Origin of the sequence: Microcoleus sp. AT8-B5 (assembly GCF_036705565.1) — a bacterium.
Classification (GTDB): Bacteria; Cyanobacteriota; Cyanobacteriia; order Cyanobacteriales; family Microcoleaceae; genus Microcoleus.
In genome coordinates this window covers 17368-40130 of the sequence record NZ_JAUBUY010000041.1, presented here as the reverse complement: position 1 = coordinate 40130, position 22763 = coordinate 17368, and the positions used below count along the sequence as shown (strand labels likewise).

Genomic DNA, 22763 nt, shown 5'->3' with positions numbered 1-22763 from the left:
ATTTACGCCAGTAACTAATGACTGCTGACTAAATAAATACCGATAAACTTGCTATCTGGCTTCGCGCTTCAACATTTCCTCAATCGTCAAACCTACAGCTTCTTCGCCACCGAAAATAGTACCTACACGACGCTTGGTAAAATGACCCATAGCAGTTGTATAAGCCTGTGGAGGTAGAGCTACGTACTTGACATCGCGCGCTAGTTTAGCACCGTTCTTGATATAGTATTCGACAAACTGCTTCACTTCCGGTTTATCTGCCGACTTGGCATTAACGTAGATGAACAGAGGACGGGATAGCGGTTGATAAGAGCCATTTTGCACTGTCTGTGCAGAAGGCAATACAGGTCCTCTACCACCATTAATTGCCACTGATTTGAGCTTGCCCTTATTTGCTTCGTAATAAGCGTAGCCAAAGTAACCTATGGCATTTTTGTCGCGAGAAACACCGTTGACTAACACGTTGTCGTCTTCGCTGGCAGTGTAGTCGCCCCGGCTAGATTTAGATTTACCGACGATCGCTTCAGTAAAATAGTCAAAAGTTCCAGAAGCCGTACCAGCACCAAAAAGCTTCAGGGGTGCGTTGGGAAATCCTGCCCGAATTTGGTTCCAGTTATTGATTTTACCCTGAGCTCCGGGTTCCCACATTTTCTTGAGTTCGGCAACTGTCAAGTTTTGCGCCCAGGTATTTTGGTTGTTAACCACCACTGTCAGAGCGTCATAAGCCACGGGGAGTTCTATATATCTAATCCCAGCTTGAGCGCAGGCTTGTATCTCCGCTTTCAAAATCGGTCGGGAAGCGTTGGAAATGTCAGTTTCACCGCGGCAGAATTTTTTGAAGCCCCCACCCGTACCGGAGACGCCCACGGTAACTTGTATGCCTCTGTTGGTTTTTTGGAACTCTTCGGCGACAGCTTCGGTAATCGGGTAGACTGTGCTGGAACCGTCGATTTTAATTATTCTTTGTCCTTGAGCCTGAATCGCTGGGACTGACATACCGATCGCCGCAGCTACAAATGCCGATGCACCGGCCATTGTCCAGCCGTTAAGCTTAAATTTCATCAAATTGAGCGCCATATAATTTGATCCTGTGCGTTAAGTATGATGAGCAGCGAATCCTATAGGAGGATAACAGTCGATCTTTAAATTTTGAATTAATTTAGATTATGAACAGTTTAAATTTTTCCCACGAACTGAGATAATGGACTGTTGAACCAATCTTTTGATGACTATAAAATTGATCGGGAAAAAGCTTAAACTAGAAACGGCAGCGACAATTGTTTTTTTAAATAGGCATCTCCAGAAAAGCCAGTTTTGAACAGGCAGGATGCCTGTTCCACAAGAATTATTGGAGATGTCTAATGTGCGATTTGCGATCGTCTTGAAAACTTTGTAAGGTTTTTTGCAAAAATGTCTTCACCACTTCTGAAGCGAGAGTTAGGTGTTTTCGGCGCAACTCTCATGGGCCTGGGCTCAATCCTCGGTACCGGAGTATTTGTGAGTATCGGCATTGCTGCGGAAGTTGCTGGGCCGGGAGTGATTTTGGCTGTAGCTATTGCAGCTTTTGTTGCTGTGTGCAATGGCCTTAACAGCGCTCAATTAGCGGCAAATCATCCTGTTAGCGGCGGTACTTATGAATATGGCTACAAATATCTCAATCCTTGGCTGGGTTTCACTGCCGGCTGGATGTTTTTGTTGGCGAAAACGGCTTCTGCGGCTACTGCTGCTTTGGGTTTTGCGGGGTATTTTTTAAATGCAGTTGGTGTCGCCGATCGCACTTACCTGATCCTAACAGCTTTAGTCGCCCTCGCCGCCATCACTTTAATTGTATTGACGGGAATTAGGCGATCGAATATTGCCAATACTGCCATAGTCTCAGTTACACTTCTATCCTTAGCAGTGTTTGTTGCTGTCGGTTTGCCAGAGGTAAGGTGGGAAATGGCCACCGTACAGAATGATAGCTCGATCGGCTCCATCTTCCAGGCCACCGCCCTGATGTTTGTCGCTTATAGCGGTTACGCCCGCATCGCCACAATGAGCGAGGAAGTGCGGGAACCGAGGGAAACCATTCCCAAAGCCATAATTTTCACTTTGGTGCTGACAATGCTGCTTTACGTCGGGGTAGCAGTAGTTGTCGCGGGCGCGGGGGGAGCCGATAAATTGTCTTTACAACCAGGCGGCACGACTGCACCCTTGGAAGTCATCGCCCGCAGTTTCCGAATTCCGGGAGTTTCTCAACTGCTAGCCGTCGGCGCAATTACCGCTATGTTGGGAGTCTTGCTGAACTTAATTTTAGGGCTGTCGCGCATCTGGCTGGCGATGGGGCGGCGCTTGGATATGCCCAGAGTCTTGGCGCGGCTGAATCCAGAGGGGACAACTCCCTACGTGGCTGTGGTGGTTGTGGAAGTTACGATCGCACTTTTAATCCTCGTCGGCGATGTCAAAACCACTTGGTCATTCAGTGCTTTTAGCATTTTGATATATTACGCTATCACCAACCTCGCCGCCCTGCAACTTTCCCCCGCCGAAAGACTTTATCCGCAGTGGTTGGCTTGGGTGGGTTTGGGGAATTGTCTGTTTCTGGCTTTTTGGGTGGAGAGGCAAATTTGGCTGACAGGATTGGCATTAATTGTCGCCGGTTTAATTTGGCGGGCGATCGTCCGACTCCCGGCGAAAAACTAGAATTGTGATAAATTGAAACAGCATCCCGCATTGTAGAGGGCCATGCCCGATCGAACCTCCGAGCTTGCGACTCAAGAATCTCTCGCATTCAGCGCCATCAGTCGCTATATAGCTCAAACCCTAATTACCATTCAGGAAAAGCATCCCGAATGGATAACTGAAAAATACAGGAAAACCCCCTGGGCCAAACCTGATTTTCAGTCAGTTTTGATTGGAAAATTGACAAAAAGTTTCACAGTAGCCAGCGATACAGATTCCCTGGTGCTGAGTGCGAAAAAATACCTACAAATTCTGCTGATTCCAGAATTCGTTAATTCACCTCAATTCAGTAAATTATGTGCCAAAATTCAGCAGCTAGCCCAATCTCAAACAGCACCAGCTAAATCACAAAACTCAGTTTCGTCAGAACCTCCAACTTCAACAGCCAATCAACCAGCCCCGCTTCCTAGCGGCATTGCTATCTTGCTGCTAGATGTCGAAAACTTGCAACTCACCATCGAAACCGAAAAATTTTTAGAGGGAATTTGCCACTATCCCATCCAAATCAAAGTTGCCTTTGCCAACTGGCGCAGCATGGGCAAAAAAGATGCCGAATTTCACCAGCGTGGCTATCAACTAATTCACGTCCCCCCCGGCAAAGACAGCGCCGACTTAAAAATGGCTACAGTCGGGGCATCGATTTTCGTACATTATCCCACAGCCAAGGAGATTTTTGTCTGTTCGTCCGATCGCGCCCTCACTCACCTCAGCAACACACTGCAAGCCCACGGACTAACCGTATTTCAAGTCCGCAAACAAATAGATAAAATCCTAGTTTTAAACAGCAAAACCGGACAATTGGAAACCCATTCCCTAGTAACCACACCGGAAATAACCCCCCTAGAACAATTAGTTATTCAGCTCAAAGAATTAATCAAAAAAGAGCAAAAGCGTACCTCAACTCAGTGGATAAAACTTTCTACAGTTTCAGCTTTATTTAAGGAAAATTACGGCTTAGTCCTCAATCAAGTTGTTGCCCATCATTTGCTTGGTACTAAAACCAGGGATATATTTGTCAAATATCCCACCGATTTTGTCCTCCACAAACCCTCAGAAACTTCTCAAACTTATGTCACTCTTTTTGAAGTAAGATTATCGCCCCCACCGCCAATACTTAACCAAGAAAATCTGAATAACCACCAGCCAGCACCTGCAACTTTGACCGATATTAATTCTCTCGAAGACTTAGAAAGAGCTCTTGTCAAAATCGTTGGCGACTTAACCGACAACTCTCCTGAAAATTCTGTATTTCTCTCCAATGTTGGTAGTGAATTTCACCGACAATACGGCAAACAAATTACCCAAATAATTAAAGATTTTAATTTGGGTAAGAAATTCACTAAATTTTTGCAATCCTGCGCTTCTCTCCAGCTAAAAAAAGCCGAAAAAGGCTGGCAAGTTTCTCTCAATTAATTAAAAATTAAAATATATAGCCATCCTAAATAATTTGTGAATTTCTTACTCCCTCCCCTTGATAAGGGGAGGGTTGGGGTGGGGTCAAAAATTTACGACTCCTGCAAGGATTGCTATATCAACATCCCCATTACTAGCAACTTGAGTTATCATACAATCTGGACGTAAAGAAATGTAAAGGGATATGCAGGACAAAGTTGTGGTTGTGGTGGGTGCGACTGGCGGCATCGGTTCAGCAGTGGCCCGCAAACTCGCTGATGCGGGTGCGAGGCTAGTGCTCGCCGCCAGAGACAGCAGTAAATTAGACACTTTAGCTAGCGAACTTTCGGCAACAGAGGTACTGTGCGTGCCCACAGATATCACCGATTTGCCACAAGTCGAGACGTTGATGCAGACAACTCTGGAACATTTTGGACAAATTGATGCCCTCATAAACGCCGCCGGTGCCGGAATTCTCAAGCAGTGGAACAAGTTAGAACCCGCTGATTTAGATGCAATGCTTGACTTAAACTTAAAAGGCAGTTTTTACACGTCTCAAGCAGCGGCGAATGTGATGAAAGAGCGCAAATCCGGTCACATTTGCAATGTCATCGGGATTTTGGGCAAGCATTCGATGGCGATGGGAACGGCTTATTGCGCTTCAAAGTTTGGGGTAGTTGGTTTCAGCAAGTGCATGGCAGATGAGCTGCGGCGCTACGGCATTAAGTTTACGCTATTCTATTTTGGCGGGGTGGATTCTCCCTTTTGGGATAATGTCAGTTTGAAGGTAGACAGGTCAAAAATGCTGAGTACCGAAACTGCTGCAAATGCGATTATGTTTGCTCTTTCGGCTGACCCGCAAGCTGTGCCGATGGAGATTAATATTCAGCCGGAAAGTCATTTGTTCTTTTAGCTATTGAGGAGTCAATCGATTTTCGATTTTCGATTTTCGATTTTCGATTTTCGATTTGAGAGGCGACCCCACGGATCAATGCTCTTTCTTGAGGATTTTCGATTTTCGATTTGGGATTGATTCCACGGATAAATCACGTGGCGGGTATCACCTTTGAAATTCGCTTGTCATTTGAAGGCAGAAGACAGCTTCGATTTTCGATTTTCGATTTGAGAGGCGACCCCACGGATCAATGCTCTTTCTTGAGGATTTTCGATTTTCGATTTGGGATTGATTCCACGGATAAATCACGTGGCGGGTATCACCTTTGAAATTCGCTTGTCATTTGAAGGCAGAAGACAGCTTCGATTTTCGATTTTCGATTTGAGAGGCGACCCCACGGATCAATGCTCTTTCTTGAGGATTTTCGATTTTTGATTTGGGATTGATTTGCGCGAGATAAATCACGTGGCGGGTACCACATGAAGAAATTCGCTTGTCATTTGAAGGCAGAAGACAGCGGCGCCTCAAGCCCCGAAAAATTATCATATCTTTAGGTTTGAGAACTTGCACAGCACCTAATTATGTAGAGTGCTCTTCTGCCGCGCACCTTACCCATATAAGTAGCACGTCAAACCATTTTTTGCCTTAGTCCTATTGGCGAAGGTCTAGCGGTCAAACCTAAGTTATCGCAGACAACGGGTTTGTTTTAAGTGCCGACTTATTTCTGCCTTCAGAGGGAGCTAGGATATTCAATCTTTAGGTTATTATTAAGTGGGCGCGCAATAAAAAGTATGAAACATCTCCATTACTCAGTCCCTACCTGGCAGTTTGACCTTGAAAATCAGCAGATTTTCCATTTTTCAGTTTCCATTTTCAATTATTGATTATGGAGTTCGATCGCATTCAATTTTACGTTGAAAACGCTCAAGTATCCTGCGACTGGTTTGTCGGCCAGTTAGGCTTTCAATCCATAGCAGGTTATGCTAACAGCCACACTCACACTGAAGTTGTCAGCAGTGGCAATGTATGTTTTGTTTTATCTTCGCCCCTGACACCCGCTAGTCCCGCTGCTAGTTGGTTGAAGTTTCATCCTCCAGGGATTGCCGATGTGGGTTTTCGGGTAAAAAATATCGAATTAGCGGTAGCTAGAGCTGGTGCCAAAGGCGCTAAAATCCTGGAACCGATTCAAGAAGACCTAAACGCAGGAGGCTATTTTAAGCGGGCAAAAATCGCAGGCTGGGGCGATTTAAGCCATACGCTGGTGGAGCGAATTGGCAGCCATTCACTGCTATCGGCTTCGGATAAGCTGCCGTTGTTTACCCGGATTGACCACGTAGTGTTAAATGTTGAATCTGGGGATTTATCAAGTGCTGTTAGTTGGTATCAAAAAATATTAGGTTTTCAACCGCAGCAAAATTTTGACATTCAGACTGAGAAATCGGCTTTGCGGAGTCAAGTTATGGTGCACGCTGAAGGTGGGGTGCAATTCCCGATTAATGAACCGGCATCAGCTAATTCTCAAATTCAAGAGTTTTTGAGCGCCAATCGGGGGCCGGGTATTCAGCACATGGCTTTGCAAACTAATAATATTGTGGGGGTTGTTGCCGATTTGCGATCGTGCGGTTTGCCTTTTCTGCCGGTTCCTCCAACATACTACTCGGAATTGCAGCAGCGGCAAAACTATTTGCCCGCAGATTGGCCAGCAATTGCAGCTTGTCAAGTTTTGGCAGATTGGCAAGAAGATACTCCCGCAGCAATGCTGCTGCAAATATTTACCCAGCCAATTTTTGCAGAACCGACTTTCTTTTTCGAGATTATTGAGCGCCGAGTTAGTTTAGTTAACGGGAAACAGGTACAAGCTGGAGGTTTTGGGGCGGGGAATTTTCGAGCTTTGTTTGAGGCAATTGAACGCGAACAAATGAAGAGAGGAAGTTTGATAGATGATTGATAAAAATTCCACTTTTTCGGTCATACAGGCGTGTTAATCAGCACTGCGATATCTTTCCAACCGTAGGCAATTTCTTTGAGGGCAACTCCTGCTCTAGTTGTTTGCTTTTCGTCTACTTTTTCACCTCCTAATAATTCATAAAACCTATAGGCTGAATTGTCTCCTAGTACCCAAACTAGCATCGAGTTCAAACTTAATTCTGCCAATTTTGTGGCAACTGTTCTCACGAGTTGCCGTCCGATTCCTTGACGCTGATATTCCTCCAAAATATAGATGGCAAATAATTCTCCTTTATATACATATTTGCCAGTGCGCTCGCCACCACCCGCAGCAAAACCCACAATTTCTCCCGATTCATTCTCAGCAACGCAGACAAAAACGCCAGTATTTTTGACGTTTGCCAGGATTTCTTGCCAATTGCTTTCTCGCTTTTCATAGGATAAGTGGGCGAGGTAATCTGCTGGTACAATTTCCCGGTAAGCTGTGCGCCAAGTATCTAGATTCACCCGTGCGATTGCAGGTGCGTCAGCGATGTTAGCTTCTCTCACAATCATCAGAACATACTCCTTTCGGGCCCTGAAATTCTATTTTCAAGTCTAGGGCAACTATACGATCGCGCCCTTCTAGTTTAGCTCGATACAGCGCTCGATCGGCTTGTCCAATCAACTCCTCGATCGATGAACCAGCAGCAGGTACAGTAGTAGCGATTCCCATACTGAGAGTTATAAACTCACTTACCTTGGAAGCAGCATGAACAATTGCCGCTGCTTTCAAATCCCTGCGAATTGCTTCAGCTACCTGCTTTGCTCCTTGCACATCAGTTCGCGACAAAATTACCGCAAATTCTTCGCCACCGTAGCGGGCGGCTAAATCTCCAGCCCGCTGAGCGTTGCTAGCTAAAATGTCGGCTACTTGTTTTAAACATTCGTCGCCTCCTTGATGCCCGTAACGATCGTTGTAAAGTTTGAAAAAATCGATATCGCACAAAATTAAAGATAGCGAATCTTTTTCTCGCTTCATCAACTGCCATTCTAACTCCAATTTTTTATCAAAACAGCGACGGTTGGGAATTTGAGTCAATCCATCCACCGAAGCGAGCCGCTGCAATTCCATGTTAGCTGCTTGTAATTCTAATTTTGCTTGTTCTAAAGCTACATTTTGCCGAGCTAATTCTTCACTTTGGCGTTTTTCTTGTTCGTACAAAAATCGGATTGAAGCTTCAGCTTCTTGCAATTCTTGCTCTGCATATTTGCGCTTGACAAATTCTCCTAATTGAGAACTTACTACAGCTATGATCTGAAGTAAATCTTGATCCGGTGGCAGTTCTTCCCGGCAAAAAAAAGTCATTACTCCTACAACTTGGCTCCTAGCGTGAATGGGGAAACCGAATCCCGATCGCAATCCCGCTTCCTCTGCCAAGCGCGATCGCACGAAAGTGGGATCGCCCACAAGATCAGTAATCCACTGCGTAGAACCGCTTCTGGAAACCGCTCCGGGCAAACCCTCACCCGCAGCCAAAGTAATCTGCCGATCGTTTTCGGCAAACTCCCTAACTTCCTCCGCTGCCTGCCAAACTGCCACCCGCCGCCAACAAGGAGTTTCCTCGATCGGACAGCAAAGCGGCAGGCACCAAAGCGGATCTGTTTCAGATTTTATTTCCTCACCCAATCTAGTTTCTTTCTCCGCCTCTGTCGGCGTCCAAAGTTCGCCAAAATCCCACCCAAAACTTTGGCAAATAGCTTGCAAAATTTTCGGAGTAGCGCTATCTAGAGAACTCGATTCTGACAGGATATGAGTCACAGCATACTGTGCTTCTTGACACTTTTTTATGCGTTGTTGCTTGGTAATGTCTTTGCCGATATAAACAAAATCTTGTATAAGCCCGCTATCTCCATCCTTGCTTCCTGGGCTTGTCTCGAAAGTAGAGCATGAAAATGCAACAATCAGCTTTAAACCTATTTTCGTTTGGCAAGCTACTTTTACTTGAGGCCAATATTGGCTTTTAAGTGCAGGAGGTAGCTGGCTGACTTTGCGTAACAATTCCTCCTCTGCCGTAATCAGGGATATGGATTGGCCGATTAATTCCGATTCGGTATATCCAAATAATTTCTGTGCAGCTTGATTCACTTTTTTGATTTTTCCCGATGTTCCGGTTACGAACAAAACATCGCCTAGGGAATTAATAATTTTGTCAATATAATCGCCAGTCGCAGCTAAGTAATCGACTTTCATACTGTTTTCGTTGGCAGCCTGAACCATGCTTTGCTGAGCTGCAATGCTATCTGTCACATCTTCGCATAAAATAATCAATCTGTCAGCATTGGCTTGTGCCTTATAACCAAATATGTACAAATTTAGATACAAATAAGATCCGTCTTTGAGAACTCTGTTAATTGATTTTAACTGAAAGTCTTGCTCTCGTTCTTCAATAATGCCTTCTAGGATTCCTTCAATTCCGATCAGTTCAGGAAAACTATCGCGCACGTCTTTTCCTTCGGCTGCTTCCTCATGAATGTAGGCAAAATCTTGCACTTTTAAAGATATTTCTTTAATCTTAAGTTCCCGATCGACTGCGAGGTATTCCATCCTGCGTAAGGATAACAGCTTATAAAGAAGAATATTCATACTTCTGAGGCTGCTCTCTACACTTAATGTTGGAAGTATTTCGTTATTGTAGAGCATCACTCTCCAAGGTTAGCCGGTAAAGTTAGTTGTTGTTTGGCTGCGATTTCTCAGGGAAATTTTTATACTGGCAGATGTCATCACCTGTTACCGCTGGCTAATTTATCCAAACAGTACACTTTAGATTCTCCAAGCAGTTTTTTGCCTATTTTTAAAATGAGGCAAAATATTAATTTTATCCACTTTTTTTTCAGAAAGTGTCGTCAAAATCAGCCTCAATTGAGGTAGAAATTTATGAACAATATGTAGCGGTTTACACTATTTATCCGGCACACTTTAATTTTAAATTACCCGATGTGGCTGACAACCGCTCAAGTTGATGAACAGCACAGTTTAATTCAAATGTTTGCTTTAATTAGCACCATTCCTATAGACTTTACCTCCCCTAGGTATTTGTGTCAATTTTTGTAAAGAAAGTGTTACCTTTAAATGATATAGTATCGAAGGATTTGTATACAAAGCTTAAAAATACTCTGCTAAATGCTGAGACTTATTACCGACTTTGACGGCCCGATTATGGACGTGTCCGATCGCTACTACCGAGTTTACCAGAAGTGTCTCGCCGAGACTCAACGTGAGGGTCAAGCAGTGCGCGAACTCCCCAAGGCAGAGTTTTGGGACATGAAGCGCGCGCGGGTTCCCGAAACCGAAATCGCCATCCTCTCAGGATTAGACGCTGCCCAAGCCCCCGATTTTGCCCAGAAACGCCGTCAAACCGTCCACACCCTACCCTACATGATTTACGATCGACCAGCTCCCGGCGCTGTCGAAACTCTCGAAAAGGTGCAGCGCGCTCGAGTAGACTTAGCCGTGATGACCATGCGCCGCGTTAGGGAACTAGATGAAGCCTTCAACCGCTGCAATTTAGGGCAATTTTTCCCCGAAAACCGCCGCTATTGCCTCCCCAACGATTACGTTAAAACCGGGGATGTCAAAGATAAGCCCCTGTTGATGGCAAGAGCTCTCGCCGAACTCCCGCCGGCTTCTGACACTTGGATGGTTGGCGATACGGAGGCAGATATTGTAGCAGCCAAAACGCACGGTGTCAAGGTAATTGGTGTTTTGTGCGGAATTCGCGATCGCACCCAACTAGAAATGCACCAACCGGATTTAATTGCTAACAATTTGAGCGAAGCAGTTGAGATTATCTTAGGTGGCAAAAATTAGTCATTAGTCATTAGTCATTAGTCATTAGTTATTAATTGTTAGCTGATGTTATTTTTCAGAGGTCTTGATTTCACAGTTATTAGTTGTTGGTTGCTGACTAATAACTGCTGACTAATGACTGCTGACTAATGACTGCTGACTATCGCAGAAAACTGCTGACCAGCCACAGAATTAAAAACGTAAACACAGCGATAAATTTCTCTGTTGTTATAAATGCCGGACTGACCAAAGAACCCAAAAAGCCTCCCAGCAACAAGCCTATAACCAAGCCAGCCACAGTCAGCAGCACGGCGCGACCAAATTTTTGTTCCTTGCGATTAATAAAATAAAGACAAGAGCCGACCCCAAGAGCCAGAGTCAACTGTAGTAAACCATCATTAGCCGCCGGATAAATACTCAGTCCGCCTAACCCCACATACACCCCAGCCGGCCACAAAATGTCCGATCGACTAGGAGTATCGATTAACCGCTGCAACCAAGCTGGGCTGCCACTCGGAGGAGACGGAGTAAAGCTTGGGGGTGGGGGAGTCAGCCGTTCGGGAAAGCGGATGCGTTCGGGCACTTTAATTTTCCCTTCCTGTCGCTGCCGCAGGCGATCCATGAGGATCGCATCGTAAGCGGCTTCGATCAATTCCAAACGTTTCTTGTCACCGCTGTACTGCTCGCCTAGGCGCGTGCGGGCCTCTTGCACTTCATCAAAGGAAGCATCTTCATCGACTTCAAGAAGTTGATAGGGAGTTGGCTCACTCATTGTAATAACCCGCTGAAGACTCTCGTTATAGAGTAATCTTAACAAGAGAGGAAAGCGGGGCGGGAGCTCTGCCGCTTTCCCAAAAGTTTTGCTGCTAGTTTTTAGTGCTTTAAAACAGGAACCAGCAAACCTTACGAAGGTTGAAACTAGAAGGCATTTGGCATTCGTAAATAAAAAATAATGAATCCAAAGATTGTTATTTTTATCTTGGCCGTCTAAAATTTTACCTTCTGCCAAATGCCCTCAGAAGGGACTTGTCCTGCAGGCGCTCACAATTCCCGACCACTGGACTTTTTTAAGTCGATCGCGGCGATAGGAAAAAAAGCGAGCCGAGTCAGAATAAGTACAGAAAGGAGCGATCGCCACTTGAGAAAGATCGATTCCCAACTGCTGCAATTGCAGAGCATTGCAGAGGCGAACATCCAAGCGTACTTTTCCCGGTTCTGGATCGGCTAAGACAGGCGTTTGCGGCAGTTGATGCAAAAACTCGCAGATGCCGTCTGCTGTCGCACTAACGGCACTCTTAGGAGCAATGGTGGCTCCCAGTTCCGCTGCTACTTCCACAGATACCTGGTAAACCTCTCCAGCGATCGCCGGCCCCATAGCAATCTTCAGATTTTCTAGTTGACTGCCTTGTGCCACAAGTTGAGCGATCGCCTCTGGTAATATCTTAGCAGCAGTCCCGCGCCAACCCGCGTGAACTGCCGCAACCAGTCCCGTGCGATCGTCAGCAATCAGCACCGGCACACAGTCAGCCGAGCAAACCCACAGCGCCTCCAATTCTTGATGGGCAACCAAGCCATCAGCCTCAGCATAGCTTGGGGCAGCGGTTTCCGGGCCCGGAGCCACAACGGGTGACAACTCACTCGTTTTGAGTACCGCATTGCCGTGTACCTGTTGGAGTCGGTAAACCTTAGCTCCAGGTTCGAGAACTTCCGTCAGATCGATCGGGCCCTGGGGCGAGAAATCGCGAGTAAAAAAGCCGTGAGACCAGCGAGAAAGCAAGCTGCAAGTCAGATAGGGCAAGCCTTCAAAACTCTGCCAGTCCCAACTGATACCGTCAGGTCCTCCGGCGCACTCAGAGCCAGGAAAATTTGTCAAGCGATCGCCAGCTAAAGTCATGAAATCTATCCTTACTCAAGCGAATCATCAAAAAAATGGGCGGAGCGAAGCGGAGGGCCCAAACCCCGTCCTTTTAGGAAGGCTTTACATGAATTTTTGTTAAGCTCTACCATTTCACACAAGACGTGCTATTATGTGAAATAGCGTACTTAAGGTCAGCATGACACAAAAAGCCTTCAGCTATCGATTCTACCCAACGCCGGAACAAGAAAGTTTGTTGCGACGTACTTTGGGTTGTGTTCGTTTGGTCTACAACCGTGCTTTAGCCACAAGAACGGAAGCTTGGTACGCAGAACACAAACGGGTAGGCTATGCTGAGACTTCTTCAATGTTAACCGAATGGAAGAAAACCGAAGAACTAGATTTTCTGAACCAAGTTAGCTGTGTGCCATTACAGCAATGCTTGAGACATTTACAAACGGCTTATACCAACTTTTTTGATGGGCGGGCACAATATCCTAACTTCAAAAAGAAACGCAACGGTGGTAGTGCAGAATTTACCAAGTCAGCATTTAAGTTCAAAGATGGACAAGTCTACCTAGCAAAAAGCACAGAAGCGTTACCCATTCGCTGGAGCCGGACACTACCTGATGGTTGCCGACCATCAACAATTACAGTAAAGCTTGCACCATCAGGTAGGTGGTCAGTTTCTCTGCTGGTAGAGGTTGAAATTGAAGCATTACCTAGAACAGATAATCAAGTCGGTATCGACCTGGGAGTTACAAGCTTGCTCACTCTAAGCACTGGCGAAAAGATTGCCAATCCCAAAGGATTCAAGGCAAAATATCGCAAACTTAGAAGATCGCAAAAATCTTTAAGTCGCAAACAAAAAGGGTCAAAAAACCGTCACAAAGCACGGCTTAAAGTAGCGAAAGTGCATCAAGAAATTACTGATGCAAGGAAAGATAATCTTCACAAGTTAACGACGCGGTTGGTGCGTGAAAACCAAACCATCGCCGTAGAAAACTTAGCTGTGAAGAATATGGTTAAAAACCCCAAACTTGCCGCTTCTATAAGTGATGCAAGTTGGGGGGAAGTAGTCAGACAACTTGACTACAAGTGCGATTGGTACGATCGTACTTTAATTAAGATTGACCGATGGTTTCCGAGTTCAAAACGGTGTGGTAATTGCGGACACATCGTTAACAAGATGCCGTTGAATATCCGGGAATGGGATTGTCCTAATTGCGGGACGCGCCATGACCGAGATATTAATGCGGCAAAAAATATTTTGGCGGCAGGGCTTGCCGTGTCAGTCTGTGGAGCGACTGTAAGACCAGAACAGAGTAAATCTGTTAAGGCTGGTGCGAAACCCCGTAAGGGACAGAAGCAGAAACCTGAATCGTGAGGTTTGGGAATCCCCGTGCGTTTACGCCTGGGTGGATGTCAACAGTGTGGCCGTCACAGACTTCTAGGCAAGTGCCATCGGTTCAAAAAAACCGGATATCGATCGCGACTGAATGCGTAAAGCATTTGAGCTTGTTCGATGTGCAGAAAAAATTGCCTCAAGCCCGGTAAAATCAGTTAGGCCTGTATATAAAGACAAGGATTGCCATACATTCGATCCTGACTTCGAGATCCTTGTGCCCCCTGTTGAGTTGGGAAAAAAAATCGTGAAACCAGTTCCAGACAAGCAAATAACAGCCCATTTGAAAACCAAACAGCAAAAAAAGAACCCTACAGGCGCCCGGACTCGATCGCGCCTTTTGTCCGATCGCTCACTGCTGGTGGGACTGGGTTGTCTTGCCAGTCTGGGACTGCTCAGCAAAGGCTTAGTTTGGGCCCAAGCCGAAACTCCGCCCGCAGAACAAGCCGTCCCCGGCGCAGCAGACCTCCAGCCATTATTTGAAGCTCCTCTCCCGCCCCCGGAACCCGCATACAGCCAAGTGGAACCAGAACCATACCCTGAACCGCAGGCAGAAGTTCCACCGTCCGAGCCTTTCGATCCCGAACCTGCCTGGGAGCCGGAGTACGCCAGCGAACCACCTCCTACCCAATATTATCTGCCAGAGCCCGCCCTGATTCCCCTGCCAGAAGCGACGGCCCAGGAGCCACCTTTTGAAGCGCCAGTTAACCCAGCCCACGCTGAAATCGACCAAACAGACTACAGCATTGGCGCTACCAGCGAGTACGAAGAATACCAAGAGTACGAAGCGCCAACGAGAATAGAGTTTGCAGAGCGATCGACCGGCTGCGAAGGAGAAGGCGGTTTGTGCGCGCCTCCTCCTGTTTCCGAGCCGGTGACGGCAGATGCCGGAGAACCCAACTACAGAGAGGAACCTCCGATCGCAGACGACGGCTATATTGCAGCCCCTCCTCCTCGAAATCTGCCAGAAAGCCTTCCGAGCGATGTTCGGGGAACTGTTGCCGGAAATAGTAGCGGAAATCCTGTCAGTAAACTCGGTCAAGCCGTTCAACAAATAGGCAGCCAGGTTTGGAGGGATTCAAACCCACCGGCATCTGGTTACGCACCCCCGCGCTACTCGCCGAACGCAGGATACTCCGCAGACGCAGGATACTCCGCAGACACCGGCTACTCGGCAAACACTGGATACTCGGCTAACATCGGCTACTCCGCAGACACTGGATACTCCGCAGACACTGGGTATTATGCCGGATCTGCATCTTACGGCGGCGGCGCTCCAGCGCCCAGCATGGGACTTGGGCCGGTTCAAGTCGGTGCCGTTAGTGTCAGCAGTGGCAGCAATACCGGTTTTGCTTACTACAATCTCACGCCGCGTCCCCCAGGCGTCCCCGGCAATGGCAACACCAGCTTGCTGTTCCCGCTATCTATTGCTTCGGCAATTACTTCGCCCTTTGGGTGGCGGACTCATCCAGTTCTGGGCTACGGCAGGTTTCACACCGGAACAGACTTGGGGGCCCCGATGGGAACGCCCGTACTGGCGGCCTATGCGGGTCAAGTGGCGATCGCCGATTGGTTGGGTGGCTACGGTTTGACGGTGGTTCTCAACCACAACAAAAAGTCTCAGGAAACTCTCTACGCCCACCTTTCGGAACTGTTTGTGAAACCGGGAGAGTTCGTGAAACAGGGAGAGACGATCGGCCGCGTCGGCAGTACGGGAATGTCTACAGGGCCTCACCTTCACTTCGAGGTTCGGCAAATGACCGATCGGGGTTGGGTGGCGATCGACCCGGGATCTCAGCTAGAATTCGCTCTGGCAAAAATGATCGGCAGTTTGGAAACCGCCAAAGTACCGCAAATCCCGAAAATGGTGGAAATACAAACCGCTAACTCACTCAAGGATTGGGAAAACGATCTGCCCCAGTTGCCACCTCTGCCACTGGGAATGGACATCGAAGTTCACAACCTCCAGCCGCCATTCCCGGAACTGTTAAAAGCTGACATTTCTAAGCCCAAAGATACCGAAGCCGTCAAACCCAAAACTCAGAAGCAAGCTAACAGGTAAAAATTGGGGATTGGCTAGATTAATTTTCTTGTGGAACGGTCGAAAAGCCAAACCCCTACTCCCCACAAGAAAATTAATGTTTTGTGCAACCAGCACGCTAACTCGTTGTTTTTCCTCGTTACCCGAAAGAGTCGGGTAACGAGGAAAAACTCATAAAAAATGGTAACTTGCAGCTTATGCTAATAGCGCAGCATTTGTGGGAATTAATTTTATTTCTGATTATTGTAGTCGGGCCGATTCCCTTAAGCTTGTCTCTTGCCTTTGAGAATCAGAAAGAAAACAATAACTATTCATTTCCCCATTTTCTCCTCGTACTCCTGACGGGATGGAGTATTGCCCAAGTTTGTATCGGCTTGATTTTAGGAAGTGCCGATCGACTAAATATTGCTGCGGTGATTATAGCAGAAATTCTGATTTGTGCGATCGGCTTCATCCTGATTTATACCAAAAATCACAAAACTTTTACCTTCTCCGAGTGGCAGATTCCCCAACTCAATCAACCTCGGACTCTCTCAGAATCACTAATTATTGTTGCCACCGCTTTGGCTGGATTTGTGCTGTTGGAAACTATCGCAACCAAACCCATAACCAATTATGATTCATTGTGGTTTCACCTGCCTGCGATCGCCCGATGGTATCAAACCCATTCATTTACATTATTAGATGCCACCGGAAATTGGATTTTTGAACAAGAGCAAGCACGAGTATATCCCTACAATTGGCACGTTTTATCTGCTTTGTGTGTGCTTCCCTTCGGAGAAGATTTTCTAGCAGCTTTCCCCCTGGTAATTGCGTGGGTACTTGAGGGAATTGCCGTCTATCTATTAAGCATAAAATTTGGAGCAACCCGAATTCACGGTATGGCAGCAGCATCTTTAGTATTGACAGTACCGATGATGCTCAACCAAGTTAACACCATTCAGCCCGATTTACCGCTAGCTGCAATATTTACAGTCGGCTTGTATCTAGGTTTATCCTATCATAGCAGCCGATCGCAATCCGAACTCTCGCTATTTTTGGCAAACGCAGGAATGCTAGCCGGAATAAAAATCACGGGAATAATCTATGCCGCCTCACTTTTAGGAGGATTAGCAATATTAGAAATTAAAAGATTCGCGGTTAATAAAAAATCTACACCAGCTCATTTTAGAATTCGCCACTTTCTCAAACCAGTGTTACTTGGCGGCCTAGCTTGTTGCTTGCTTTTAGGATGTTTTTGGTATGCGAGAAACTTGCTGCAAATCAATTATCCTGTCGGCGAAGTCGGCGATATTAAAATTCCCTTAGATCCTGTTTCCTTCCCGTCTCCCATAACTGCACCCATACCTCCGGTACAGAAGCAGCCCGCTTCGCCACTTCTAAAGATTTGGCAAAGCACTTTAGCAGCTCAATTTAATCCCAGCAATATTTCCCACTGGAAAACTGTCGGCGTACAAATTATCATTAGATTGCAACTGCCCTTTCTGGCGATCGCGCTTCAGGTATTGGCAGCACCTCTGGCTTTTTTCCAGGGTAAAACTAGAATAATTAATCAAAATAATATTATTTTAATTATACTTCTCGCCAGCACAGAAATTCTGTATCTAATTACACCTTACACGTCCGGTACGGCGGGAGATTCGATCGGTCAACTCAGCCCTTTACTCGGTTTTAACCTCAGATACGGATTTCCCTTTTTAAGCGTACTCGCCGTCGCAGCAGCAGCTACAGCAACTATCTTGAAAACTCCCAATCTAGTTGTTCTGATAGTGGTTTTAGTTAGTGGTTTGTTAGGAATTACTAGCAACACAATTTTTGATTATATTAAAAATGCTTCTTTCACCGGAGATAGTATTGTTTGGGGGAGCTTGTTGATTGACAATTTTAAGTCTAACCCAATAGAAGCTATTAATACTATCGGGAAAATATTAGGCCCCAGTTTGCCAGATATATTAAGATACCCAATATTTTATCTGGTGTCAGTGACGCTGGCTGCGATATTGTGGAAAATCAATCCTGGCTATAGATGGCTAAATCATCTATTTCCCACCCGAAAAAAATCGATTTACATAGTGATAATTGGTGTCTTTATCGGATTGATAGTAATTGGTAATTGGAGGGAAAAGCGAGATTTTGCACGCACCGAACTGTATCGTGGTATTTACGAATATATTGATAAAAATACAGTACCAAATGAAAGAATAGGCTTCTTTTTAAGTTCGCGCAGCTACCTGTTTTACGGGAGAAATTTGGACAGACAAGTCTTATATGTGCCGTTTAGAGCCGATCGACTTTCGGCATGGATTGACAATCTACGGCGAAATAAAATTAGGACTGTAGGATTCGGGCCCCTGACTGGGACAGACGCAGCTACCAGAAAAGCTCTATCTTGGCTGACAAGTGCCGAAGGCCCGCTGGAACCAGTTTTCGGAAAAAATTTTAATACTGAGTCGGTGTTGTATCGTTTGAAAAATTAAAATATAGCAGTTATAATTCAATACGGTTTAGTGGCTACAGGGCTGCAGAATCGGGAAAATCGATTTGTGGAAACACCACACTGCTTAATCGGAGGTATAACGGTAAACGCGCTGCCGAATAACCTCTATTCGACTGGCAGCCAGCAACTGAGCGATTACCTTTACAGCTACTATAATGCTATTAGCGATCGCGCGGAATTTTTCAGTTCTCAAAATGCTGGATTTGAAGGCACTAATATTCAGAAAATGCAGGTGCAAAAATATGTATCTCGCCGTAAATAACCGAGCCAAAAATACCTTATAGGGAGTACATTTGGCGTTGGTTGAGATGGAGGGCAGCGGGTAAATTATCTGGAACAATCTTCTGAACCTGTGCAAGAATTAATGAAGTTAGCTCGTAATAAAATTAGCTTTTATCAACAGCGTATACAGGGAGAAACCCTGAGTCGTTCTAGTTCCTAGACATCTTTGTCACCCTCCCAGAATAAATTGCTAAGGATTGCGAATTAAATAACTTACAATTTTAATTGTTATTGTGGGATGGGCGTCCCGCCCGTCATGAGTGGACGGGCGGGACGCCCATCCCACTTTCATTGTGGAAGTTATTTAATTCTCATTCCTTAGTTGAAACAATGAATATATTAAAAAAATTCGTAAAGTTAAATTTATTAGGTCTCCGATAATTGGCAAAAAAAATGATAATAAAACCAGAAAAATTAGGCGGAGATAAATTTTTAGGGCTGGGATTTTTCAAGCATTCCCAGTGCTGCGAGTCAGATATGCCGAATGTGCGCTAAAGAGCGATCGCACAAAAACTGTCGCAGTTGCACACCGATCGCCTCCAGAGAAAAATGAGTTTCCACCCGAATGCGAGCGCGCTTACCCAACTCCCGCCCCCACGCCCGATCGTCTAAAACCCGACCGATCCCCCCTGCCAAAGCGGTTGCATCCTCACGGGGCACAACGATCCCGCCGTCAGCTTCGCCCCCCTCGAAAATATCAGGCACTCCAGGGGCGTCAGCAGCCACAACGGGCAACCCGCAAGCCATCGCCTCCAGCGGTGCAACCGGAAACCCCTCATGCCGAGAAGGCAAAGTATAAACGTCAGCAGCCGAGAGGTACTGTCGCATCAAAGCGCGATCGCGCACATATTCATTCACCCAAACAATGCCAGAAAGCTGCATCTGAGCGATTCGCTGGCTCAATTCCTCCGCGTCGCTACCAGTCCCCACCAGCAACAGCCGCAAATCTCGGCCTGGGCGATCGCGGCAGATCCGTTCCCAAGCTTCCAGCAATATATCTAACCCCTTGCGGCGAATCTCAATCCGCCCGTGACAGGCGACAATTTCAGCGTCACCGGGAAAACCCAGCAGTTGCCTAGCTTCAGCGCGATCCATTGGTTGCCACAGTTCCAAATCCAGCGGGTTAAAAATGCGGGCAATCTTGGCTGTCGGCACGCCATAGCGACTTTGCACGCGCTGTACCTCGGTTTGCGAAGCAATAATTAAACCCGCGCTCGCTTTGAGGGCGATCGGGCGCGACAAACCTTCCCAAGGACTAACCTGAAAATCGCCCCCCTGAAACGTCGCAAAAACAGGCAGCCCCATCCGCCACCCCAACCAAGTGCAAGCGTCGAAGCGCGGGTACTCGTATTCTTGGCAGAGAATCGCTTGGCAGTTTTCCCGTCGCAGTTCTGCCGCCAGCAACCCCAGCGGTGTAGCCAGATAAGGAGTAACGCTTTTCACCCCTGCCAACATCAGACGGCCCAGGCCTCGAACCTCTCCAAACATATCCTGAACCGTCCACCCTTGAGGGTTAACCATCTGGCGGCGGACAGCTTGGTAGAGTTGAGGTGCCGGCAGGGTGCAGATTGTTGCACCTGTGTCTTTGTGGGTGTAGCGCACGGGTTCAGCCACGCTACCAGAGATGCAGAATAACACTGTCCGCACCCCTGCCCGCCGCAGCGCCTCAATGTAGCCAAACATCCAGCCCCCCGTCATTTCGTTGCAGAAAGCTTCAAAGGAAACCCCGATGGTATCTAAAAAATCTTCGATTAAATCGCCCCAGTGCAGGAGGGCGATCGTTGGTTCTGGTTGGAAATTCATAAATTTTATGGCTTTTGCCAAGCGTATGCAGTTTCCGTCCCCAATGATTCAGGTTTATGCAGCCAATAGCTTACCCAGGTTACAGGACTCAGAGCAGTACAGAATAATAGGCGTATGAGGGGAGGCAAGCGAGAGAAAGCAAAATCATGGCAGACTACTGTCAGGGGATTGATAAAAGTAGCAGAACTCTGGTAAGGCAAACCGATTAGTCCTGTCAGTTCATCGATCCTATAGCCGCGCCGAACGTGACCCCATTCTGCCATCACCTCTGCTTCAGGCGGACAGAGCGGTTTCATCACGCCGTAGTAGGGAAAGCGCCAGTTCTCATTGGGACTGCTCACTAATAAAAAACCCTTGGGTTTAAGCACTCGCAGCGCTTCAGATACAGCTTTTTGGTGGTCGGGAATGTGTTCGAGAACGTCGAACATCGTCACTGCATCAAAGGACTCATTTTCAAACGGTAAATTGGTCGCGTCGCCACAGATGAAGCGTACTTTTTCCTGCAGGTTGCAAGGAACATTTGCATATTTAGGATCGAGGTCAATGTTAGTAATTTGCGCTTGCGGATAAAGTAAAGACGTTAAGCCTCCTTGACCTCCTCCTACTTCTAAAATTTCTTTAAAGGGCATATCTGGGGAAATGCGGTGAATTGCCCGCATCTTTTCTCGGTAAAAGAATCCCAGGGTCAAGGGCTGACCGAAAGGGTTGCGGGCTAAGAAATTGCCCAGCTTTTCTTTATGCGTCTCAAATTTTTTGGTCTCAACAACTGTTGCCATAATCTTCCTCTAATTGGAAAAACTATTGATCCTTCTTTACACGATTTTTGAGGTAAAAGCTGACTCCCGCAAAGCAACCTAATACCTCTGCCAATAGCGTTCTATTAATCCCTTTAAATCCGGTCAAAAGACCGATTAAAAATCGTTTCACATAATAGAGAGGTAAAATGATGAATAAGCGAAGCAAGTTCCCCCAGTGCTTGTAGCGCCCAAACTGAATCAAAAGGGCCGCGATGTGACCCCGCATATATTGGTACATCTGATGTTTCAAGCTATCGAGATCGCCCCGGTGATAGTGATAAACAACAGGGGTCGGATCGTAGTAGCAAATCCACCCTTCCGCCAGCACTCTATACCATAGCTCTGAATCTTCACTGCACCCAGATGCCCCTGCACCCAAGCGTTCGTCAAAGTCTCCTAGTAACTCAAAAGCTTCACGCCGAAAAGCCATATTTGCTCCTGCACCAATGCGCCAAACGGGAGCGCCTAGGTGTTTCGTATCCTTAAAAAATTCAGCGTCAAAAGTCAGAGATCGGTATCCCCAACCAAAGCCCGTATCACCTTTTTGGAATATTAATTGGGCTTCTGTTTCGAGTTCAGCAGGCAGGACGAGGCCGGTTACAGCGATGATCTTGGATTCGCGGAAGCTTTGTGCAATCCTGGCCACCCAGTCAGGGTGAACGATCACATCGTCATCGGTAAACGCAATAATGTCGCCTGTACAGTGGCGGATGCCAGTATTGCGGGCGATGCTTAAACCAGGGCGAGGTTCTAATACATATTTGACTCCAGGGATCTCAGCCACCAGTTGGCGGGTGGCGTCTGAACTCGGAGCATTATCAATCACGATAAGCTCATGAGCAGGTTGGGATAAATTTTGCAGGGATTGCAAACATCGCGCCAACTGTTCTGGCCGATTTCGAGTGCCGATTACGACAGAAACAGATGCGCTGCTAGTCTGGTTCAAGCGTTCCTGCAGCTTGGCCAGGGGTTGCTCTAAGGCAGTCAGGGCATGAAACTCAGGGGGCTGGTGCCACGCCCGATTTTTTTTGTAAACTTCAGGCAAAGGCGCTTTAAAACCTTGCTCTAGCAGGTGGCTACCGACTGCAGGCGCGATCGCCAGCGCCGCTAGATTCGCTAGTTGTGAAGCCGAGATTGGCAACTGATCCTCTAAAATCTCCCGTTCGCCAAGGGGGATATTATGCCACCAAAACACTACATATATTCCGGCGTAGTTGGAAATCAAGGGCAATTCAGGAATATTTTCGCTCAATTCGACATTGAGAACTTTCCAAGGCTTGCTCACAGAAATTACCTCAA

At 46.7% G+C, this 22763-nt stretch carries 17 protein-coding genes; 9 read left to right on the top strand and 8 right to left on the bottom strand.

Annotated elements, in window-relative coordinates; all coding sequences use genetic code 11:
* Positions 1–51 precede the first annotated feature (51 nt).
* Positions 52–1077 carry a PstS family phosphate ABC transporter substrate-binding protein gene (locus QUB39_RS23070; protein ID WP_333212310.1) on the bottom strand — a complete coding sequence of 342 codons (1026 nt, stop codon included), beginning with the start codon at positions 1075–1077 and terminating at the stop codon, positions 52–54.
* A gap of 333 nt (positions 1078–1410) precedes the next feature.
* On the opposite strand from QUB39_RS23070, the gene QUB39_RS23065 reads away from it, so the two are divergent.
* The 4 genes from QUB39_RS23065 to hppD all read left to right on the top strand — a co-directional run bounded on the left by QUB39_RS23065 (position 1411) and on the right by hppD (position 6956).
* Positions 1411–2682 (top strand): APC family permease, encoded by a 1272-nt coding sequence (locus QUB39_RS23065; RefSeq protein ID WP_333212312.1) that lies wholly within the window; start codon positions 1411–1413, stop codon positions 2680–2682.
* A 42-nt stretch (positions 2683–2724) separates the two neighbouring features.
* Positions 2725–4134, top strand: coding sequence for an NYN domain-containing protein (locus tag QUB39_RS23060; protein WP_333055226.1), 1410 nt, complete (start codon positions 2725–2727; stop codon positions 4132–4134).
* 184 nt (positions 4135–4318) lie between these two features.
* Positions 4319–5026 (top strand): SDR family oxidoreductase, encoded by a 708-nt coding sequence (locus tag QUB39_RS23055; protein WP_333055228.1) that lies wholly within the window; start codon positions 4319–4321, stop codon positions 5024–5026.
* An 868-nt stretch (positions 5027–5894) separates the two neighbouring features.
* Entirely contained in the window at positions 5895–6956 is a 1062-nt protein-coding gene (gene hppD / locus QUB39_RS23050) for a 4-hydroxyphenylpyruvate dioxygenase (protein WP_333212120.1), read from the top strand.
* 20 nt (positions 6957–6976) lie between these two features.
* Here the strand turns inward: hppD and QUB39_RS23045 are convergent, their stop codons facing one another.
* Both QUB39_RS23045 and QUB39_RS23040 read right to left on the bottom strand, forming a co-directional pair.
* Positions 6977–7510, bottom strand: coding sequence for a GNAT family N-acetyltransferase (locus QUB39_RS23045; RefSeq protein WP_333212118.1), 534 nt, complete (start codon positions 7508–7510; stop codon positions 6977–6979).
* Positions 7491–9581: a diguanylate cyclase domain-containing protein gene (locus tag QUB39_RS23040; protein ID WP_333233305.1), complete on the bottom strand. Its 2091-nt coding sequence runs from the start codon at positions 9579–9581 to the stop codon at positions 7491–7493. Before QUB39_RS23040 ends, QUB39_RS23045 begins: the two co-directional genes overlap by 20 nt.
* Before the next feature lie 537 nt (positions 9582–10118).
* Between QUB39_RS23040 and QUB39_RS23035 the strand changes: the two genes are divergently transcribed.
* Positions 10119–10805, top strand: coding sequence for an HAD family hydrolase (locus QUB39_RS23035; protein WP_333057969.1), 687 nt, complete (start codon positions 10119–10121; stop codon positions 10803–10805).
* A gap of 139 nt (positions 10806–10944) precedes the next feature.
* Here QUB39_RS23035 and QUB39_RS23030 read toward each other — a convergent pair whose 3' ends face one another.
* Entirely contained in the window at positions 10945–11556 is a 612-nt protein-coding gene (locus tag QUB39_RS23030; protein WP_333057970.1) for a CPP1-like family protein, read from the bottom strand.
* 243 nt (positions 11557–11799) lie between these two features.
* Positions 11800–12678: a peptidoglycan editing factor PgeF gene (pgeF, locus tag QUB39_RS23025; RefSeq protein ID WP_333212114.1), complete on the bottom strand. Its 879-nt coding sequence runs from the start codon at positions 12676–12678 to the stop codon at positions 11800–11802.
* Between the two features lie 160 nt (positions 12679–12838).
* Between pgeF and QUB39_RS23020 the strand changes: the two genes are divergently transcribed.
* The 4 genes from QUB39_RS23020 (at position 12839) to QUB39_RS23005 (ending at position 18844) form a co-directional block, all read left to right on the top strand.
* Positions 12839–14026 (top strand): RNA-guided endonuclease TnpB family protein, encoded by a 1188-nt coding sequence (locus tag QUB39_RS23020; RefSeq protein ID WP_333057972.1) that lies wholly within the window; start codon positions 12839–12841, stop codon positions 14024–14026.
* 265 nt (positions 14027–14291) lie between these two features.
* Positions 14292–16106: a peptidoglycan DD-metalloendopeptidase family protein gene (locus QUB39_RS23015; protein ID WP_333212111.1), complete on the top strand. Its 1815-nt coding sequence runs from the start codon at positions 14292–14294 to the stop codon at positions 16104–16106.
* Positions 16107–16282: 176 nt separating this feature from the next.
* The gene (locus QUB39_RS23010; protein WP_333212109.1) at positions 16283–18562 is read left to right on the top strand and encodes a hypothetical protein; all 2280 of its coding nucleotides are present in this window, start codon (positions 16283–16285) and stop codon (positions 18560–18562) included.
* Between the two features lie 66 nt (positions 18563–18628).
* Positions 18629–18844 carry a hypothetical protein gene (locus QUB39_RS23005; protein ID WP_333057975.1) on the top strand — a complete coding sequence of 72 codons (216 nt, stop codon included), beginning with the start codon at positions 18629–18631 and terminating at the stop codon, positions 18842–18844.
* 491 nt (positions 18845–19335) lie between these two features.
* Here the strand turns inward: QUB39_RS23005 and QUB39_RS23000 are convergent, their stop codons facing one another.
* The 3 genes from QUB39_RS23000 to QUB39_RS22990 are packed head-to-tail and all read right to left on the bottom strand — an operon-like array spanning position 19336 to position 22749.
* Positions 19336–20667 carry a glycosyltransferase family 4 protein gene (locus QUB39_RS23000; RefSeq protein WP_333212107.1) on the bottom strand — a complete coding sequence of 444 codons (1332 nt, stop codon included), beginning with the start codon at positions 20665–20667 and terminating at the stop codon, positions 19336–19338.
* Between the two features lie 5 nt (positions 20668–20672).
* Positions 20673–21443 carry a class I SAM-dependent methyltransferase gene (locus QUB39_RS22995; protein WP_333212105.1) on the bottom strand — a complete coding sequence of 257 codons (771 nt, stop codon included), beginning with the start codon at positions 21441–21443 and terminating at the stop codon, positions 20673–20675.
* A 22-nt stretch (positions 21444–21465) separates the two neighbouring features.
* Entirely contained in the window at positions 21466–22749 is a 1284-nt protein-coding gene (locus QUB39_RS22990; RefSeq protein ID WP_333212103.1) for a glycosyltransferase, read from the bottom strand.
* Between the last annotated feature and the right edge of the window lie 14 nt (positions 22750–22763).

What these genes read in the sequence shown, in the direction of transcription:
- QUB39_RS23070 (WP_333212310.1), bottom strand. Translation starts at nt 1,077, where the DNA reads ATGGCGCTCAATTTGATGAAATTTAAGCTTAACGGCTGGACAATGGCC.
- QUB39_RS23065 (WP_333212312.1), top strand. Translation starts at nt 1,411, where the DNA reads ATGTCTTCACCACTTCTGAAGCGAGAGTTAGGTGTTTTCGGCGCAACT.
- QUB39_RS23060 (WP_333055226.1), top strand. Translation starts at nt 2,725, where the DNA reads ATGCCCGATCGAACCTCCGAGCTTGCGACTCAAGAATCTCTCGCATTC.
- QUB39_RS23055 (WP_333055228.1), top strand. Translation starts at nt 4,319, where the DNA reads ATGCAGGACAAAGTTGTGGTTGTGGTGGGTGCGACTGGCGGCATCGGT.
- hppD (WP_333212120.1), top strand. Translation starts at nt 5,895, where the DNA reads ATGGAGTTCGATCGCATTCAATTTTACGTTGAAAACGCTCAAGTATCC.
- QUB39_RS23045 (WP_333212118.1), bottom strand. Translation starts at nt 7,510, where the DNA reads ATGATTGTGAGAGAAGCTAACATCGCTGACGCACCTGCAATCGCACGG.
- QUB39_RS23040 (WP_333233305.1), bottom strand. Translation starts at nt 9,581, where the DNA reads ATGAATATTCTTCTTTATAAGCTGTTATCCTTACGCAGGATGGAATAC.
- QUB39_RS23035 (WP_333057969.1), top strand. Translation starts at nt 10,119, where the DNA reads ATGCTGAGACTTATTACCGACTTTGACGGCCCGATTATGGACGTGTCC.
- QUB39_RS23030 (WP_333057970.1), bottom strand. Translation starts at nt 11,556, where the DNA reads ATGAGTGAGCCAACTCCCTATCAACTTCTTGAAGTCGATGAAGATGCT.
- pgeF (WP_333212114.1), bottom strand. Translation starts at nt 12,678, where the DNA reads ATGACTTTAGCTGGCGATCGCTTGACAAATTTTCCTGGCTCTGAGTGC.
- QUB39_RS23020 (WP_333057972.1), top strand. Translation starts at nt 12,839, where the DNA reads ATGACACAAAAAGCCTTCAGCTATCGATTCTACCCAACGCCGGAACAA.
- QUB39_RS23010 (WP_333212109.1), top strand. Translation starts at nt 16,283, where the DNA reads ATGCTAATAGCGCAGCATTTGTGGGAATTAATTTTATTTCTGATTATT.
- QUB39_RS23000 (WP_333212107.1), bottom strand. Translation starts at nt 20,667, where the DNA reads ATGAATTTCCAACCAGAACCAACGATCGCCCTCCTGCACTGGGGCGAT.
- QUB39_RS22995 (WP_333212105.1), bottom strand. Translation starts at nt 21,443, where the DNA reads ATGGCAACAGTTGTTGAGACCAAAAAATTTGAGACGCATAAAGAAAAG.